This is a genomic window from Streptomyces sp. OfavH-34-F (assembly GCF_022347745.1).
In the GTDB taxonomy this organism is placed as follows: domain Bacteria; phylum Actinomycetota; class Actinomycetes; order Streptomycetales; family Streptomycetaceae; genus Streptomyces.
Genome location: NZ_JAKRGC010000004.1, coordinates 57,420 through 73,905 on the forward strand (window position 1 = coordinate 57,420; position 16,486 = coordinate 73,905).

The 16,486-nt window shown below is 68.8% G+C and carries 14 protein-coding genes and 1 tRNA gene; 9 read left to right on the forward strand and 6 right to left on the reverse strand.

Translation table 11 applies throughout. From position 1 onward, the window contains the following. Positions 1 to 18: 18 nt before the first annotated feature. From MHW47_RS01880 to rpmH, 5 genes are read right to left on the reverse strand one after another with little or no spacing between them, the layout of a single operon-like run. Entirely contained in the window at positions 19 to 528 is a 510-nt protein-coding gene (locus MHW47_RS01880; protein WP_239220811.1) for a R3H domain-containing nucleic acid-binding protein, read from the reverse strand. A gap of 14 nt (positions 529 to 542) precedes the next feature. Then, positions 543 to 1,805, reverse strand: a complete 1,263-nt coding sequence (gene yidC / locus MHW47_RS01885; protein WP_239220812.1) for a membrane protein insertase YidC — start codon at positions 1,803 to 1,805, stop codon at positions 543 to 545. A gap of 3 nt (positions 1,806 to 1,808) precedes the next feature. Next, positions 1,809 to 2,168 carry a membrane protein insertion efficiency factor YidD gene (gene yidD / locus MHW47_RS01890; RefSeq protein WP_239220813.1) on the reverse strand — a complete coding sequence of 120 codons (360 nt, stop codon included), beginning with the start codon at positions 2,166 to 2,168 and terminating at the stop codon, positions 1,809 to 1,811. Next, a complete protein-coding gene (gene rnpA, locus MHW47_RS01895; protein ID WP_111329679.1) occupies positions 2,165 to 2,536 on the reverse strand; it encodes a ribonuclease P protein component in 372 nt (123 codons plus the stop codon). The genes yidD and rnpA overlap by 4 nt, the downstream gene beginning before the upstream one ends. Before the next feature lie 21 nt (positions 2,537 to 2,557). Further along, positions 2,558 to 2,695 (reverse strand): 50S ribosomal protein L34, encoded by a 138-nt coding sequence (gene rpmH / locus MHW47_RS01900; RefSeq protein ID WP_006348049.1) that lies wholly within the window; start codon positions 2,693 to 2,695, stop codon positions 2,558 to 2,560. Between the two features lie 381 nt (positions 2,696 to 3,076). Here rpmH and dnaA point away from each other — a divergent pair, with 381 nt between their 5' ends. The 9 genes from dnaA (at position 3,077) to MHW47_RS01945 (ending at position 15,878) form a co-directional block, all read left to right on the forward strand. After that, positions 3,077 to 4,879 (forward strand): chromosomal replication initiator protein DnaA, encoded by a 1,803-nt coding sequence (dnaA, locus tag MHW47_RS01905; RefSeq protein WP_239220814.1) that lies wholly within the window; start codon positions 3,077 to 3,079, stop codon positions 4,877 to 4,879. A gap of 1,041 nt (positions 4,880 to 5,920) precedes the next feature. Further along, the gene (dnaN, locus tag MHW47_RS01910; protein WP_239220815.1) at positions 5,921 to 7,051 is read left to right on the forward strand and encodes a DNA polymerase III subunit beta; all 1,131 of its coding nucleotides are present in this window, start codon (positions 5,921 to 5,923) and stop codon (positions 7,049 to 7,051) included. 133 nt (positions 7,052 to 7,184) lie between these two features. Further along, positions 7,185 to 8,063 (forward strand): phosphogluconate dehydrogenase (NAD(+)-dependent, decarboxylating), encoded by an 879-nt coding sequence (gnd, locus tag MHW47_RS01915; RefSeq protein ID WP_239220816.1) that lies wholly within the window; start codon positions 7,185 to 7,187, stop codon positions 8,061 to 8,063. Positions 8,064 to 8,148: 85 nt separating this feature from the next. Continuing rightward, positions 8,149 to 9,279, forward strand: a complete 1,131-nt coding sequence (gene recF, locus MHW47_RS01920) for a DNA replication/repair protein RecF (RefSeq protein ID WP_239220817.1) — start codon at positions 8,149 to 8,151, stop codon at positions 9,277 to 9,279. Then, positions 9,276 to 9,863 (forward strand): DUF721 domain-containing protein, encoded by a 588-nt coding sequence (locus MHW47_RS01925; protein WP_374230041.1) that lies wholly within the window; start codon positions 9,276 to 9,278, stop codon positions 9,861 to 9,863. The genes recF and MHW47_RS01925 overlap by 4 nt, the downstream gene beginning before the upstream one ends. A 377-nt stretch (positions 9,864 to 10,240) precedes the next feature. Continuing rightward, entirely contained in the window at positions 10,241 to 12,328 is a 2,088-nt protein-coding gene (gene gyrB / locus MHW47_RS01930; protein ID WP_308381267.1) for a DNA topoisomerase (ATP-hydrolyzing) subunit B, read from the forward strand. Between the two features lie 46 nt (positions 12,329 to 12,374). Beyond that, positions 12,375 to 15,032 (forward strand): DNA gyrase subunit A, encoded by a 2,658-nt coding sequence (gene gyrA / locus MHW47_RS01935; protein WP_239220818.1) that lies wholly within the window; start codon positions 12,375 to 12,377, stop codon positions 15,030 to 15,032. Positions 15,033 to 15,125: 93 nt separating this feature from the next. Next, on the forward strand, positions 15,126 to 15,725 hold the full coding sequence (locus MHW47_RS01940; protein ID WP_239220819.1) for a DUF3566 domain-containing protein: 600 nt from the start codon (positions 15,126 to 15,128) through the stop codon (positions 15,723 to 15,725). 76 nt (positions 15,726 to 15,801) lie between these two features. Continuing rightward, positions 15,802 to 15,878, forward strand: a tRNA-Ile gene (locus tag MHW47_RS01945). Between the two features lie 54 nt (positions 15,879 to 15,932). On the opposite strand, the gene MHW47_RS01950 is transcribed toward MHW47_RS01945, so the two are convergent. Beyond that, positions 15,933 to 16,346 (reverse strand): DUF6193 family natural product biosynthesis protein, encoded by a 414-nt coding sequence (locus MHW47_RS01950; protein WP_239220820.1) that lies wholly within the window; start codon positions 16,344 to 16,346, stop codon positions 15,933 to 15,935. Between the last annotated feature and the right edge of the window lie 140 nt (positions 16,347 to 16,486).

The following is a 16,486-nucleotide window of genomic DNA, read 5'->3' on the forward strand; positions in this document are numbered from 1 at the left end:
CGACAGGTAAAGGGCCGGTCAGGCCGGCAGAACGACGACGAAGCGCTGCGGCTCCTCGCCCTCCGATTCACTGCGCAGACCCGCTGCGGCGACTGCGTCGTGCACGACCTTGCGCTCGAACGGGGTCATCGGCTTCAGCTTCACCGGCTCACCGGTGCTCTTGACCTTGTCCGCCGCCTCGGCACCCAGCTCGGCGAGCTCCGTGCGCTTCTTGGCCCGGAAGCCGGCGATGTCCAGCATCAGCCGGCTCCGGTCTCCGGTCTCCCGGTGCACGGCCAGCCGCGTCAGCTCCTGGAGAGCCTCCAGGACCTCGCCGTCGCGCCCCACGAGCTTCTGCAGATCGCGCGCCGACTCGCTGATGATGGAGACCGCGGCCCGGTCCGCCTCGACGTCCATGTCGATGTCACCGTCGAGATCGGCGATGTCGAGCAGGCCCTCGAGGTAGTCCGCTGCGATCTCACCTTCCTGCTCGAGGCGGGTCAGAGTGTCGCTGCCCTCAGCGGCCGTGGAGGTGGTGCCTTCCGTCACGGATGGACTCCTTCTTACTTCTTGGACGGGTGCTTGGGTCCCTGCGGACCCTTGCGCTGTCCGGACTTGGCTTGGCGTGAGGAACCGGACGCGGCCTTGCCCGCCGGCTTCGACTTGGCGCCCTGCGCGGCGCCCTTCTGCAGGGAGGTCTTGGACGTCGACTCGCCGGAGGCGCTGTCCTTGGTCCCACCCGGGTGTGCCGCACCGGTCTGCCGCTGCGACTTGGTCTGCCGCTTGGGCTGCTGACGGCGCTGCGCGCCTCCGCCCTCGGCGTCGGCGACGGCGGTGTCACTCTTCGCGACGGTGCCGTCCTCCTGCGGGGCAAGGCCCAGCTTGGCCAGCCCGACGACGAACTTGCGCTCGATGTCGTTGCGGTCCGGGCCCTTGGCCACGATCCGCTTGACGGTGTTGCGCCGGGTCCGGCCGCGGACCTCGCCGTGGGCGGTGACGCTCTTGAGGAGCCGCTCGAGGTACTGGTCCTGCGCCTTGCTGCCCGGCGTCGGGTTCTGGTTGATCACGTACATCTGCTGACCCATGGTCCAGACGTTGGTGGTCAGCCAGTAGACGAGGACACCGACGGGGAAGTTGATACCCATGACGGCGAAGATCACGGGGAAGATGTACATCAGCATCTTCTGCTGCTGCATGTACGGGGTCTTGACCGTGAGGTCGACGTTCTTCGTCATCAGCTGGCGCTGGGTGAAGAACTGCGAGGCCGACATCAGCACGATCATGACCGCGGTGACGACCCGGACGTCGGTCAGCGAGGCGCCGAGGCTCTGGACCTTCTCCGCGCTGTCCATGAACTTGGCGGCCAGCGGGGCGCCGAAGATGTGCGCCTGACGTGCGCTGTCGAGCAGCGACTGGTCGATGACGCCGATCTTCTTGTTCGAGGCGATCGCGGAGAGTACGTGGTAGAGCGCGAAGAAGAACGGCGACTGCGCGAGGATGGGAAGACACGAGGAGAGCGGGTTGGTGCCCGTCTCCTTGTACAGCTTCATCATCTCTTCGGACTGACGCTGCTTGTCGCTCTTGTAGCGCTCCTGGATCGCCTTCATCTTCGGCTGGAGCAGCTGCATGTTCCGCGTCGACTTGATCTGCTTGACGAACAGCGGGATCAGACAGATACGGATCAGGACCACGAGGGACACGATGGACAGACCCCAGGCCCATCCCGTGTCGGGGCCGAAGATCGCCCCGTACAACTTGTGGAACTGGACGATGACCCAGGAGACGGGCCAGGTGATGAAGCTGAACAGACTGGCAATCGTGTCCACTAATCAAGCTCCTTGAGCATTGGGCGAAGTCTCTGCGGCCGAACTCGGGAGGTCGTTGGCCGACCCCCCGGAAGGCACGTCAGCGGCGGAGTCCCCGCCCTTGCTGCCGCGTATGGCGCTGCGCAGCATCTCGTGCCAACGCGGACGTTTGCGTGGTGGTACGTAGTCCACGCCGCCGGGTGACCACGGGTTGCATCGCAGGATGCGCCAGGCCGTCAGCGCCGTTCCCTTGATCGCTCCGTGCCGATCGATCGCCGTATATCCGTAGTGGGAACACGACGGGTAGTACCGGCAGACCGGCCCGAGGAGCGGGCTGATCGTCCACTGGTACAGCTTGATGAGAGCCAGCAGCGGGTACTTCATCGCACGCCCCCTCCCAGCAGCCGCTGAAAGGCGGCGTCCAGGTCTCGGGCCAGCTGTTCATGGCCGGCGTCACCCGCTCCGGGCAACGCTCGCACCACCACCAGGCTACCGGGGGGCAGCAGGGCGAGCCGTTCTCGGACCAGGTGACGAAGCTTGCGCTTCACCGCAGTGCGTACGACCGCACCACCTACGGCCTTGCTGACAACGAAACCCGCACGCGGCGGGGGAACGTTCTCCCCAGTCACGTGCGGGTCGGTTGCACCGCTGCGTAGGTGGACGACGAGGTGCGGACGACCGGCCCGGCGTCCTCGTCGTACTGCGGTCGCGAAGTCCTCGCGCCGCCTCAGCCGATTCTCGGAAGGCAGCACGTCATGACGACCTGTACGCGATCAGGCGGACAGGCTGGCGCGACCCTTGCTGCGGCGGGACGCGAGAATCGCGCGGCCGGCACGGGTGCGCATCCGCAGCCGGAAGCCGTGGGTCTTCGCGCGACGACGGTTGTTCGGCTGGAAGGTGCGCTTGCTCACTCGGGGGCTCCAGAAATGACTCGGGTGTTGGCGGGACATCGCCTGGCTGTCACCGTGCGCCCACGAGGGACTCGCGTAAACGCTCTAGTGCACCGCTTCACAATCACAGATCGTGATCTTTGCCCATCGGAGGCAGGCGGCAGCAGCCATCGACAACTCGACCTGGTCACGGTACGCGCGGCTACGCCATCCGGTCAAACCGACCCTGTCGGGGCCTCCATTGTGCACAGCCTGTGGACAACGACTTGAACGACGCGGGTCGTGCTGACTACCGTGACTGAACTCCGGTTCTTTTTCTTCCCGCCTGCCGGTCCTCACCCACCCCGACCCCAACCGTCCCGAGAACCACACATTCGTGGGACCAGCGAGAGAGCGTGCCTTGTGGCTGACGTACCTGCCGATCTTGCCGCAGTGTGGCCACGCGTGCTGGAGCAACTCCTCGGGGAGGGGCAGCAGGGCATCGAGCCGAAGGACAAGCAGTGGATCGAGCGCTGCCAGCCGCTCGCCCTGGTGGCCGACACCGCGCTGCTGGCCGTCCCCAACGAGTGGGGCAAGCGGGTCCTGGAGGGCCGCCTCGCCCCTCTCATCAGCGAGACGCTGAGCCGCGAGTGCGGGCGCCCCATCCGGATCGCGATCACGGTGGACGACTCCGCCGGCGAACCGTCGGGTCCGCCCGCGCCCCCGATGCACCAGTCCTCCCAGCCGCCCCACCGCTACCAGGGCCCCCAGCACGACGAGGGCCGGCACGGCGACGCGTACGACGGGTACGGAAGCCGGTCCGCGGACGACGGCATGCCGACCGCGCGCCCCGCCTACCCCGACTACCAGCAGCAGCGCCCGGAGCCCGGCGCCTGGCCGCGCACCCAGGAGGACCTGTCCTGGCAGCAGCCCCGGCTCGGCGGCTTCCAGGACCGCGAGCCCTCCGCCGACCAGTGGCGCGAGCCGTACGGCGGCCGGGGTCCGCAGCAGCCGCAGCACGACTACCGCCCGCAGCCGCCCGAGCGCCAGGGGTACGAGTCCCCGCACACCGAGCGCTCCCGGCCCGAGCTGCCGGAGCCGCAGCACCGCCCCGGCGCGGGCACCGGTCGGCCGGGCGGAGGCACCGGTCCGATGGGCGCCCAGCCGTCCCCGGCCCCCGGCCCCGGCGAGCCGCACGCCCGGCTCAACCCGAAGTACCTCTTCGACACCTTCGTCATCGGGGCCTCGAACCGCTTCGCGCACGCCGCGGCCGTCGCAGTGGCCGAGGCGCCCGCGAAGGCGTACAACCCCCTGTTCGTCTACGGGGAGTCCGGGCTCGGCAAGACCCATCTGCTGCACGCCATCGGGCACTACGCGCGGAGTCTGTATCCGGGCACCCGGGTGCGGTACGTCAGCTCCGAGGAGTTCACCAACGAGTTCATCAACTCGATCCGCGACGGCAAGGGCGATACCTTCCGCAAGCGGTACCGCGACGTGGACATCCTGCTCGTCGACGACATCCAGTTCCTGGCGAGCAAGGAGTCGACGCAGGAGGAGTTCTTCCACACCTTCAATACGCTCCACAACGCCAACAAGCAGATCGTGCTCTCCTCCGACCGGCCGCCGAAGCAACTGGTCACGCTGGAGGACCGGCTGCGGAATCGTTTCGAGTGGGGGCTGACCACCGACGTACAGCCGCCCGAGCTGGAGACCCGCATCGCGATCCTGCGCAAGAAGGCAGTGCAGGAGCAGCTCAACGCCCCGCCGGAGGTGCTGGAGTTCATCGCTTCCCGTATCTCCCGCAACATCCGTGAGCTGGAGGGCGCGCTCATCCGGGTGACGGCCTTCGCCAGTCTGAACCGCCAGCCGGTGGACCTGGGGCTCACGGAGATCGTGCTGAAGGACCTGATCCCCGGCGGTGAGGACACCGCGCCCGAGATCACGGCGACGGCCATCATGGCGGCGACCGCGGACTACTTCGGGCTGACGGTGGAGGACCTGTGCGGATCGTCGCGCAGCCGTGTGCTGGTGACGGCCCGGCAGATCGCCATGTATCTGTGCCGTGAGCTGACCGATCTCTCGCTGCCGAAGATCGGCGCGCAGTTCGGCGGCCGGGACCATACGACGGTGATGCACGCGGACCGCAAGATCCGGGCGCTGATGGCCGAACGGCGGTCCATCTACAACCAGGTCACCGAACTCACCAACCGCATCAAGAACGGCTGAGGCGCCCCCCGCGCCTCCACGCCCCGCGCTTCCCGCGGCGCCCGGCCGTCTCCTCACGCACGCGCACCCACGAGGGCGCGGTGCGGACTCGTCAGGAGTCCGCACCGCGCCCTTCCGTGTTCCCGGCGCAGCGGCTCCCTACTCCTCGCCATGCCCTTCGCAACTCCTCCGGAACGGCCCCTTCGCACCCCTCCGAGGGGCTGCGAGCCGGCTTCCGCACGCCTCCGGACACCCGTCGGGCCCCGACCGCCCCCGGTGCCCACGCCCCGCTCTGTTCGATTACCTGGGAGGTCACGGGTGTTCTCCACAGATCCGGGCACTTTTTTCCCTCCACAGCCTGGGGATCCAAAAGTTGTCCATACTGCATCCACAGGCACAGCCGGCCGAAGCGCATCAGGGCAGCTCAGAGGGTTGGGGATTTGTGGCCAACGATGATCCACAGGCTGTGGAAAAAATCTTCGTCCACAGGGACCGGTCCGCGTTGTCCACTGGCTACCCACAGGCCCGAGGCCGTTTTCCCCAGTCAGAGACCGCTTCTCCACACCGCTGTCCACTGTTCGGCAACACGACAGGCCCCGTCACCGACGCGAGTGAAAGGCGTCACACCAAGAGGGATGGTTGGCCTGTGGGGAACGGGGGTAAAGCTGGGGACAGACCTGGGGAGAAAGTGACCTCCCCTGTGTACGGCTTGTGCACAACTTCCGGGTGTCCACAGAGAGCCCGAGTTGTCCACTGGTGCCACCCACAGGCGCGGTGGATAAAAAACGGGCGCTGACCTGCGAAAACGGGGTTATCCACGGTTTCCACAGGCCCTACTACTACCACCACTCATAGTTGGCCCGGTTTCCGTTTCGAAGTGGGGCCTGTGCACAACTCGCCCTCGGAGCGCTCCGGGCCTCCCGCCGCGATTTGACCCCGAGCCGCACCGAGTGTCGGTGCCGTGCGTCAGACTGGTCCCCGGCGTCCTCCGCGTCTCATCGGCGGAGCGGCCCGACCAGACGACGAACGCAAGCAGGGCGAAACCAGCAGGAGGCGGTTCCGGTGAAGATCCGGGTGGAGCGCGATGTACTCGCGGAGGCGGTGGCCTGGGTGGCCCGCAGCCTCCCGGCCCGTCCGCCGGCGCCCGTTCTCGCGGGTCTTCTGCTGAAGGCCGAGGACGGAGCGCTCAGCTTCTCCAGCTTCGACTACGAGGTCTCCGCACGGGTCTCGGTGGAGGCCGAGGTCGAGGAGGACGGCACGGTTCTCGTCTCCGGCCGGCTGCTCGCCGACATCTGCCGCGCCCTGCCCAACCGGCCGGTGGAGATTTCCACAGACGGTGTACGGGCGACCGTTTCCTGCGGCTCCTCGCGCTTCACCCTCCACACCCTTCCTGTGGAGGAGTACCCGGCGCTCCCGCAGATGCCGACCGCGACCGGCACCGTGCCCGGTGAGGTCTTCGCCTCGGCCGCCGCCCAGGTCGCCATCGCCGCCGGCCGCGACGACACGCTGCCCGTCCTGACCGGCGTGCGCATCGAGATCGAGGGCGACACCGTCACCCTCGCCTCCACCGACCGCTACCGCTTCGCCGTCCGCGAGTTCCTCTGGAAGCCGGAGGACCCGGAGGCGTCCGCCGTCGCCCTGGTGCCCGCCAAGACGCTGCTGGACACCGCCAAGTCGCTCACCAGCGGGGACACGGTCACGCTGGCGCTGGCCGGCTCGGGCGCGGGCGAGGGGCTCATCGGGTTCGAGGGCGCCGGACGGCGTACGACCACCCGACTGCTCGAAGGCGACCTGCCGAAGTACCGGACGCTCTTCCCCACCGAGTTCAACTCCGTGGCCGTGATCGAGACCGCGCCGTTCGTCGAGGCCGTCAAGCGCGTAGCCCTGGTGGCCGAACGCAACACCCCGGTCCGGCTGACCTTCGAGCAGGGCGTCCTGATCCTGGAAGCGGGCTCCAGTGACGACGCACAGGCTGTGGAAAGGGTCGACGCGGTGCTGGAGGGCGACGACATCTCGATCGCCTTCAACCCGACCTTCCTGCTCGACGGCCTCAGCGCCATCGACTCCCCGGTCGCCCAGCTCTCCTTCACGACCTCCACCAAGCCGGCGCTGCTCAGCGGCCGCCCCGCCGTGGACGCCGAGGCCGACGAGGCCTACAAGTACCTGATCATGCCGGTCCGCCTCTCGGGCTGACCGGACCCCCACCGGCCCCGCTCCGGCGGGGCCCGACGGGCGTGTTCAGCGCCGAGCACGCCCGGCGTCCTGTCCCCTTCCGGGCGTAGGCTCGGATGTGGGTACGAATCGGCACAACGCTAAGGAATCTCTGATGGAGCTCGGTCTCGTCGGCCTCGGCAAGATGGGCGGCAACATGCGCGAGCGCATCCGCCGCGCAGGCCACACCGTCATCGGTTACGACCGCAACCCGGACGTCGCCGACGTCCACAGCCTGGAAGAGCTTGTGGGCAAGCTCAAGGGTCCGCGGGTCGTCTGGGTGATGGTTCCGGCCGGAGCCGCGACCCAGTCCACCATCGACGAGCTGGCCGAGCTGCTCTCGCCCGGCGACATCGTCGTGGACGGCGGCAACAGCCGCTGGACCGACGACGAGAAGCACGCGGAGGAGCTGGGCCGCAAGGGCATCGGCTTCGTCGACTGCGGTGTCTCCGGCGGTGTCTGGGGCCTGGAGAACGGCTACGCGCTGATGTACGGCGGCGACGCCGAGCACGTGGCGAAGGTGCAGCCCGTCTTCGACGCGCTCAAGCCCGAGGGCGACTTCGGTTCGGTCCACGCGGGCAAGGTCGGCGCCGGCCACTTCGCCAAGATGGTCCACAACGGCATCGAGTACGCCATGATGCAGGCCTACGCCGAGGGCTGGGAGCTCCTGGAGAAGGTCGACTCCGTCACCGACGTGCGCGAGGTCTTCCGCTCCTGGCAGCAGGGCACGGTCATCCGCTCCTGGCTGCTCGACCTCGCGGTCAACGCCCTCGACGACGACGAGCACCTCGACAAGCTCCGCGGCTACGCCGCCGACTCGGGCGAGGGCCGCTGGACCGTCGAGGCCGCGATCGACAACGCCGTGCCGCTGCCGGCGATCACCGCGTCGCTCTTCGCGCGCTTCGCCTCGCGCCAGGACGACTCCCCGCAGATGAAGATGATCGCCGCGCTGCGCAACCAGTTCGGCGGTCACGCGGTCGAGAACAAGAAGTAGTCCGCGCCGGGGTGCGGGAGGGGGCATCGCCTCTCCCGCACCGCCGGAGCACGGAAGCAGGAAGCCGGGAAGGTCGGCGCACACCATGCACGTCACGCATCTGTCGCTGGCCGACTTCCGCTCGTACGCCCGCGTCGAGGTGCCCCTCGACCCGGGCGTCACCGCGTTCGTGGGCGCCAACGGCCAGGGCAAGACCAACCTGGTCGAGGCGGTCGGCTATCTCGCCACGCTCGGCAGCCACCGCGTCTCCTCGGACGCTCCGCTCGTCCGCATGGGCGCCGACCGCGCCGTGATCAGGGCGGCCGTCACCCAGGGCGAGCGCTCGCAGCTGGTCGAGCTCGAGCTGAATCCGGGTAAGGCCAACCGCGCCCGGATCAACCGGTCCTCGCAGGTCAGGCCGCGTGACGTGCTCGGCATCGTCCGGACGGTGCTGTTCGCGCCGGAGGACCTGGCCCTGGTGAAGGGCGACCCCGGCGAACGCCGGCGCTTCCTTGACGAGCTGGTCACCGCGCGCTCCCCGAGGATGGCCGGGGTGCGGTCCGACTACGACCGGGTGCTGAAGCAGCGCAACACCCTGCTCAAGTCGGCGGCCATGGCCCGCAGGCACGGCGGCCGCTCGCTGGACCTCTCCACGCTCGACGTGTGGGACCAGCACCTGGCGCGGGTCGGTGCGGAACTGCTCGCCCAGCGACTGGACCTGATCGCCACGCTCCAGCCGCTGGCGGACAAGGCGTACGGCGACGTGGCACCGGGCGGTGGGCCGGTGAGCCTCGACTACCGCGGCACCGTCGGCCCCGAGGCGGGCCCGGAGCGCGGCCGTGAGGAGCTGTACGCGCAGATCATCGAGGCCCTGGCCCAGGTCCGCAAGCAGGAGATCGAGCGCGGTGTGACCCTGGTCGGCCCGCACCGCGACGACCTGGTCCTCGGTCTGCGCTCCATGCCCGCCAAGGGGTACGCGAGCCACGGGGAGTCCTGGTCGTACGCGCTGGCGCTGCGGCTCGCCTCGTACGAGCTGCTCCGCGGCGAGGGCAACGAGCCGGTGCTCGTGCTGGACGACGTGTTCGCCGAGCTGGACGCGCGCCGCCGGGAGCGGCTCGCCGAGCTGGTGGCCCCCGCCGAGCAGGTGCTGGTGACGGCCGCGGTGGACGACGACGTGCCGGGGGCGCTCGCCGGCACCCGGTACGCGGTCACCGCCGGTGAGGTGGAACGGGTGTGAACGGCGCGGGTGAGGGAACGGCCCCGGGCGGCGACCGGCCGGACCCGGTGGGCGGGGAGAGCCGGCCGAAGCAGGCCGAACCGTCCGGCGTGGACCTGGCACGGGTCGCGCTGCGCGCGGCCAAGGAGCAGGCGCGGGCGCGGGGCGCGGCGGCGCAGCAGAAGAAGCAGGCGCGGCGGGGCGGCGGGCTGCGCTCCGGGGCGCGGGCGGACGGCCGTGACCCGCTGCCGCTGGGCGCGGCGATCAACCGGCTGATCACCGAGCGCGGCTGGGAGACCCCGGCGGCGGTGGGCGGGGTGATGGGCCGCTGGCCGCAGATCGTCGGTGACGACCTCGCGCTGCACTGCGTGCCCGTGCGGTACGACGAGGAGCCGGATCAGCGGGTGCTGACGGTGCAGTGCGATTCGACGGTGTGGGCGACGCAGTTGCGGCTGCTGGCGCCCCAGCTGGTGGCCCGGCTCAACGCCGACCTGGGCCACGGCACGGTGCGGATGATCAAGGTGCTGGGTCCGGGCGGGCCGCAGCGCAGGTTCGGTCCGCTGCGGGCGCCGGGGAGCACCGGCCCCGGCGACACCTATGGCTGACCGGGTCTGACCTGCGCTTTTCATGAGGCTTGGGGGATGCTTCGCGGTGCGCGCGGCAGGAGGAGCGGGTACTGCGGGAGCTGCGGACCCGTAATACGTGGCCCTTGAAACCGGATGACGGTGAGCGGGCGTCCCTCACCGTAGCGGGAGGCTGACAGGCCGAAGCGCTCCATGCCCGTGTGAGCCTCCTGGGGCCCCGTCCCTGATATGGGGAGTCGTCAGGCGCTGGTTGAGGGCGGCACATGCGTACTCAGGTGCCTGCAAACCCCCATTCGGGTCGCCGCTACCGGTAGACTGGTGCACAATCCCGCGTCTTGCGGGATTCGTCGATACAAGCCGAACGACGCAGCCGCTCCCGCCTGCCCGGAGAACGGCCTGTGCTGTGCCAGAAAGGGCGCTTCGTGGCCGATTCCGGCAACCCCAACGAGAACATTCCGTCCACACAGGGCGAGGGCGACGCCGCTCCCGCCCCGGCCGAGGCGAAGACCTCGTACGACGCCAGCGCGATCACCGTGCTGGAGGGTCTGGACGCCGTCCGCAAGCGACCTGGCATGTACATCGGCTCGACCGGTGAGCGCGGTCTGCACCACCTCGTGCAGGAGGTCGTCGACAACTCGGTCGACGAGGCCATGGCCGGGCACGCGGACACCATTGACGTCACGATTCTCGCCGACGGCGGGGTGCGCGTGGTCGACAACGGCCGCGGTATCCCGGTCGGCATCGTGCCGTCCGAAGGAAAGCCGGCCGTCGAGGTCGTGCTCACCGTCCTGCACGCGGGCGGCAAGTTCGGCGGCGGCGGCTACGCCGTCTCCGGCGGTCTGCACGGCGTCGGCGTCTCCGTCGTCAACGCCCTGTCCACGCGGGTGTCCGTCGAGGTGAAGACCGACGGCTACCGCTGGACCCAGGACTACAAGTTCGGTGTCCCGACCGCCCCGCTGGCGCGCAACGAGGCCACCGACGAGACGGGGACGAGCGTCACCTTCTGGGCCGACGGCGACATCTTCGAGACGACGGACTACTCCTTCGAGACGCTGTCGCGCCGCTTCCAGGAGATGGCCTTCCTCAACAAGGGCCTCACCCTCCGGCTGACCGACGAGCGCGAGTCGGCGAAGGCGACGGTCGGCGCGGACAGTTCGGAGGCGTCGGACGTCCCCGAGGACGAGACGGCCCGTACGGTCACGTACCACTACGAGAACGGCATCGTCGACTACGTCAAGTACCTCAACTCCCGCAAGAACGAGGTCGTTCACCCCTCGGTGATCGACATCGAGTCGGAGGACAAGGAACGGCTGCTGTCGGTCGAGATCGCCATGCAGTGGAACGCGCAGTACACCGAGGGTGTCTACTCCTTCGCCAACGCGATCCACACGCATGACGGCGGTACGCACGAGGAAGGCTTCCGCGCCGCGCTGACGTCCCTCGTCAACCGGTACGCGCGCGACAAGAAGCTGCTGCGCGAGAAGGACGACAACCTCGCCGGCGAGGACGTCCGCGAGGGTTTGACCGCGATCATCTCGGTGAAGCTGGGCGAGCCGCAGTTCGAGGGTCAGACGAAGACGAAGCTGGGCAACACGGAGGCCAAGACCTTCGTGCAGAAGATCGTCCACGAGCAGCTGTCGGACTGGTTCGACCGCAACCCCAACGAGGCCGCCGACATCATCCGCAAGGGCATCGCCGCCGCGACCGCCCGCGTGGCGGCCCGCAAGGCGCGCGACCTGACCCGGCGCAAGGGCCTGCTGGAGAGCGCGTCCCTCCCCGGCAAGCTGAGCGACTGCCAGTCGAACGACCCCACCAAGTGCGAGATCTTCATCGTCGAGGGTGACTCCGCAGGCGGCTCCGCCAAGTCCGGCCGGAACCCGATGTACCAGGCGATCCTGCCGATCCGCGGCAAGATCCTGAACGTCGAGAAGGCCCGCGTCGACAAGATCCTGCAGAACACCGAGGTCCAGGCCCTGATCTCGGCGTTCGGCACCGGGGTCCACGAGGACTTCGACATCGACAAGCTCCGCTATCACAAGATCATCCTGATGGCGGACGCCGACGTCGACGGCCAGCACATCAACACCCTGCTGCTGACGTTCCTGTTCCGCTTCATGCGCCCGCTGGTCGAGGCCGGGCACGTCTACCTGTCGCGCCCGCCGCTCTACAAGATCAAGTGGGGCCGCGACGACCACGAGTACGCGTACTCGGACCGGGAACGCGACGCCCTGGTCGCCCTCGGCAAGCAGAACGGCAAGCGGATCAGGGAAGACTCGATCCAGCGCTTCAAGGGCCTCGGCGAGATGAACGCCGAGGAACTGCGGGTCACCACGATGGACGTCGACCACCGGGTGCTCGGCCAGGTCACGCTCGACGACGCGGCGCAGGCCGACGACCTGTTCTCGGTGCTGATGGGCGAGGACGTCGAGGCGCGGCGCTCGTTCATCCAGCGCAACGCCAAGGACGTCCGCTTCCTCGACATCTGAGTCGGCCCTCCCAGCAAGCCGCAGCGCGAAAGGACTTTGACCAGCAATGGCCGACGAGAACACCCCGGTGCCCGTGACGCCCGAAGAGGTTCCGCCCGTGGAGGGCGTGGGCATGCGTGTCGAGCCCGTCGGGCTCGAGACGGAGATGCAGCGCTCCTACCTCGACTACGCGATGTCCGTCATCGTCTCGCGTGCCCTGCCCGACGTACGGGACGGTCTCAAGCCCGTCCACCGCCGGGTGCTGTACGCGATGTACGACGGCGGCTACCGCCCCGAGAAGGGCTTCTACAAGTGCGCCCGCGTCGTCGGGGACGTCATGGGTACGTACCACCCGCACGGCGACTCCTCGATTTACGACGCCCTGGTCCGCCTGGCGCAGCCCTGGTCGATGCGCATGCCGCTGGTGGACTCCAACGGCAACTTCGGTTCCCCGGGCAACGACCCGGCCGCCGCCATGCGGTACACCGAGTGCAAGATGATGCCGCTGTCCATGGAGATGGTCCGGGACATCGACGAGGAGACCGTCGACTTCCAGGACAACTACGACGGCCGCAACCAGGAGCCGACGGTCCTGCCGGCGCGCTTCCCGAACCTGCTGGTCAACGGCTCCGCGGGCATCGCGGTCGGCATGGCGACCAACATCCCGCCGCACAACCTGCGCGAGGTCGCGGCCGGCGCCCAGTGGTACCTGGAGAACCCGGAGGCCTCGCAGGAGGAGCTCCTGGAGGCCCTGATCGAGCGGATCAAGGGCCCGGACTTCCCGACCGGCGCGCTGGTCGTCGGCCGCAAGGGCATCGAGGAGGCGTACCGCACGGGGCGCGGCTCGATCACGATGCGCGCGGTCGTGGCGGTCGAGGAGATCCAGAACCGCCAGTGCCTGGTGGTGACGGAGCTTCCGTACCAGACCAACCCCGACAACCTCGCGCAGAAGATCGCCGACCTGGTGAAGGACGGCAAGATCGGCGGCATCGCCGACGTGCGCGACGAGACCTCCTCGCGCACCGGGCAGCGCCTGGTCGTCGTGCTGAAGCGGGACGCGGTCGCCAAGGTCGTCCTGAACAACCTGTACAAGCACACCGATCTGCAGACCAACTTCGGCGCCAACATGCTGGCGCTGGTGGACGGGGTGCCGCGCACCCTGTCGATCGACGCGTTCATCCGCCACTGGGTGACGCACCAGATCGAGGTCATCGTCCGGCGCACCCGCTTCCGGCTGCGTAAGGCCGAGGAGCGCGCGCACATCCTGCGCGGCCTGCTGAAGGCCCTGAACGCCATCGACGAGGTCATCGCCCTCATCCGGCGCAGCCAGACGGTCGAGATCGCCCGTGAGGGCCTGATGGGCCTGCTGGAGATCGACGAGATCCAGGCCAACGCGATCCTGGAGATGCAGCTGCGCCGGCTGGCCGCGCTGGAGCACCAGAAGATCACCGCCGAGCACGACGAGCTCCAGGCGAAGATCAACGAGTACAACGAGATCCTGGCCTCGCCCGCGCGGCAGCGGCAGATCGTCAGCGAGGAGCTGGCGGCGATCGTCGACAAGTTCGGCGACGACCGGCGTTCCAAGCTGGTGCCCTTCGACGGCGACATGTCCATCGAGGACCTGATCGCCGAGGAGGACATCGTCGTCACGATCTCCCGCGGCGGCTACGTGAAGCGCACCAAGACGGACGACTACCGCTCGCAGAAGCGCGGCGGCAAGGGCGTGCGCGGCACGAAGCTCAAGGAAGACGACATCGTCGACCACTTCTTCGTGACCACGACCCACCACTGGCTGCTGTTCTTCACCAACAAGGGCCGTGTCTACCGCGCCAAGGCGTACGAACTGCCGGACGCCGGCCGGGACGCCCGCGGCCAGCACGTGGCGAACCTGCTGGCCTTCCAGCCGGACGAGCGGATCGCCCAGATCCTGGCCATCCGCGACTACGAGGCCGCGCCGTACCTGATCCTGGCCACGAAGGGCGGCCTGGTGAAGAAGACCGCGCTCAAGGACTACGACTCGGCGCGCTCCGGCGGTGTCATCGCCATCAACCTCCGCGAGACGGACGACGCCGAAGGCTCCGCCGACGAGCTGATCGGGGCGGAGCTGGTCTCCGCCGAGGACGACCTGCTGCTCATCAGCAAGAAGGCCCAGTCGATCAGGTTCACCGCCACGGACGAGGCGCTGCGCCCGATGGGCCGCGCGACCTCGGGCGTGAAGGGCATGAGTTTCCGCGACGGGGACGAACTGCTCTCGATGAATGTCGTCAGGCCCGGTACTTTCGTGTTCACTGCCACCGACGGCGGGTACGCGAAGCGGACCGCGGTCGACGAGTACCGCGTCCAGGGTCGCGGTGGCCTCGGCATCAAGGCCGCCAAGATCGTGGAGGACCGCGGCATGCTGGTCGGCGCGCTGGTGGTCGAGGAGAGCGACGAGATCCTCGCCATCACGCTCGGCGGCGGTGTGATTCGCACGCGAGTCAGCGAAGTCAGGGAGACGGGCCGTGACACCATGGGCGTCCAACTGATCAATCTGGGCAAGCGCGACGCCGTCGTCGGCATTGCCCGCAACGCCGAAGCCGGCAGCGAGGCCCATGAGGTGGACGGGCCGGACGACGCCGACGCCGAAGGCGTGACCACCGTGACGGACGCCGAGGCGTCCGCCGACGGCACGGTCGACAGCAATGTCGAGGACACGTCGTCCTCGACCGGGGAGCACGAGGAGTAGAGCGTGAGTGGAGCCACGGGCGCCGGTTCGGCCGCTTCCGGAGCCGGAGGTAACGGTGCCCGTGGCCCTGCCACGGACTCCCAAGGGGGCACTGTGACGGATACGCGGGGCCCTCAGCCCCAGTACGAGGGTTACGCGACCGGGCCGCTGCCCGGCGAGCGGGAACCCGCACCGGGCCAGGCGGGCCCGTACCACCCGCCGCAGGCCTATCCGGCGCCCGCGGGCGCCACCCACGGCGGCGGGCCCTCCTACGGCGGTCCGCAGGGCGTGGGACCGGCCCAGACGGCCCGCAAGCCGCGGACGGGTGCGCGGACCACTCCCCGCACCCGCAAGGCGCGCCTGCGGGTGGCCAAGGCCGATCCGTGGTCGGTGATGAAGGTCAGCTTCCTGCTGTCCATCGCGCTCGGCATCTGCACGGTGGTGGCGTCGGCGGTCCTGTGGATGGTGATGGACGCGATGGGGGTCTTCTCCACCGTGGGCGGCACCATCAGCGAGGCGACCGGCTCCAACGAGGGCAACGGCTTCGACCTCCAGGCGTTCCTGTCGCTGCCGCGGGTCCTCATTTTCACGTCGGTCATCGCCGTGATCGACGTGGTTCTCGCCACCGCGCTGGCGACGCTGGGCGCCTTCATCTACAACCTGTCGGCGGGCTTCGTGGGCGGCGTGGAGCTCACGCTGGCCGAGGACGAGTAGCCCTGCGGGTATCGATTTTGGGACTGGCCCCGACGTGCGCTAATCTTCAGAAGTCAGCGCGACGGAAAAGCGCGGCGGGGCTATAGCTCAGTTGGTTAGAGCGCATCCCTGATAAGGATGAGGCCACAGGTTCAAATCCTGTTAGCCCCACCAGACACGAAGGCCCCCACCGGAAACGGTGGGGGCCTTCGGCGTCTACGGCTGACATCAGCCGCTCTGAGCCTGGTCTTCGTCTTTCTGTTGATCCAGCTTCGTTGCTTCGTGCGCGGCGAGCTCTTCAGGGGTGCCCACGAAGGCGGCACCGCAGTTCGGCGGCAGACGATCGACCACCAGGGCGATGACTTCCTGCACTGTGGCCACCTGTCCCACCCACTCGGATCGCAGCGGCCCGAGGGCCCAATAGGTGCCTTCGGTGCCGGGCACGATGTAGGGGATGTCCCAGGTCCACCGCCTCTCGGTGCAACGGCTGAAGTGAAGCTCCCCCATCCCCGTCCAGGGGAAGAGCTGCCGCAAGCGTGGCTCGGCGTAGGCCGCGTCCAGCAGCTCGACGGCTACACGCCCGTCGGCACGCACTGCCTGCCAGCCCGCCTCGACGACAGAGTTCGATGAGTCCAAGGTCATGGCACCAGCATGCATGCCGGGTCCAGGCCCCAGGGAGAGTCAGCCGATGAGTGGGTCTTCCAGGAGTTCGGCGAGCATGCCGACCGCCTCCCGGCACCGTGATCCGGCGGCCACCCCGACCGCTTCACGAATGGGCTGAA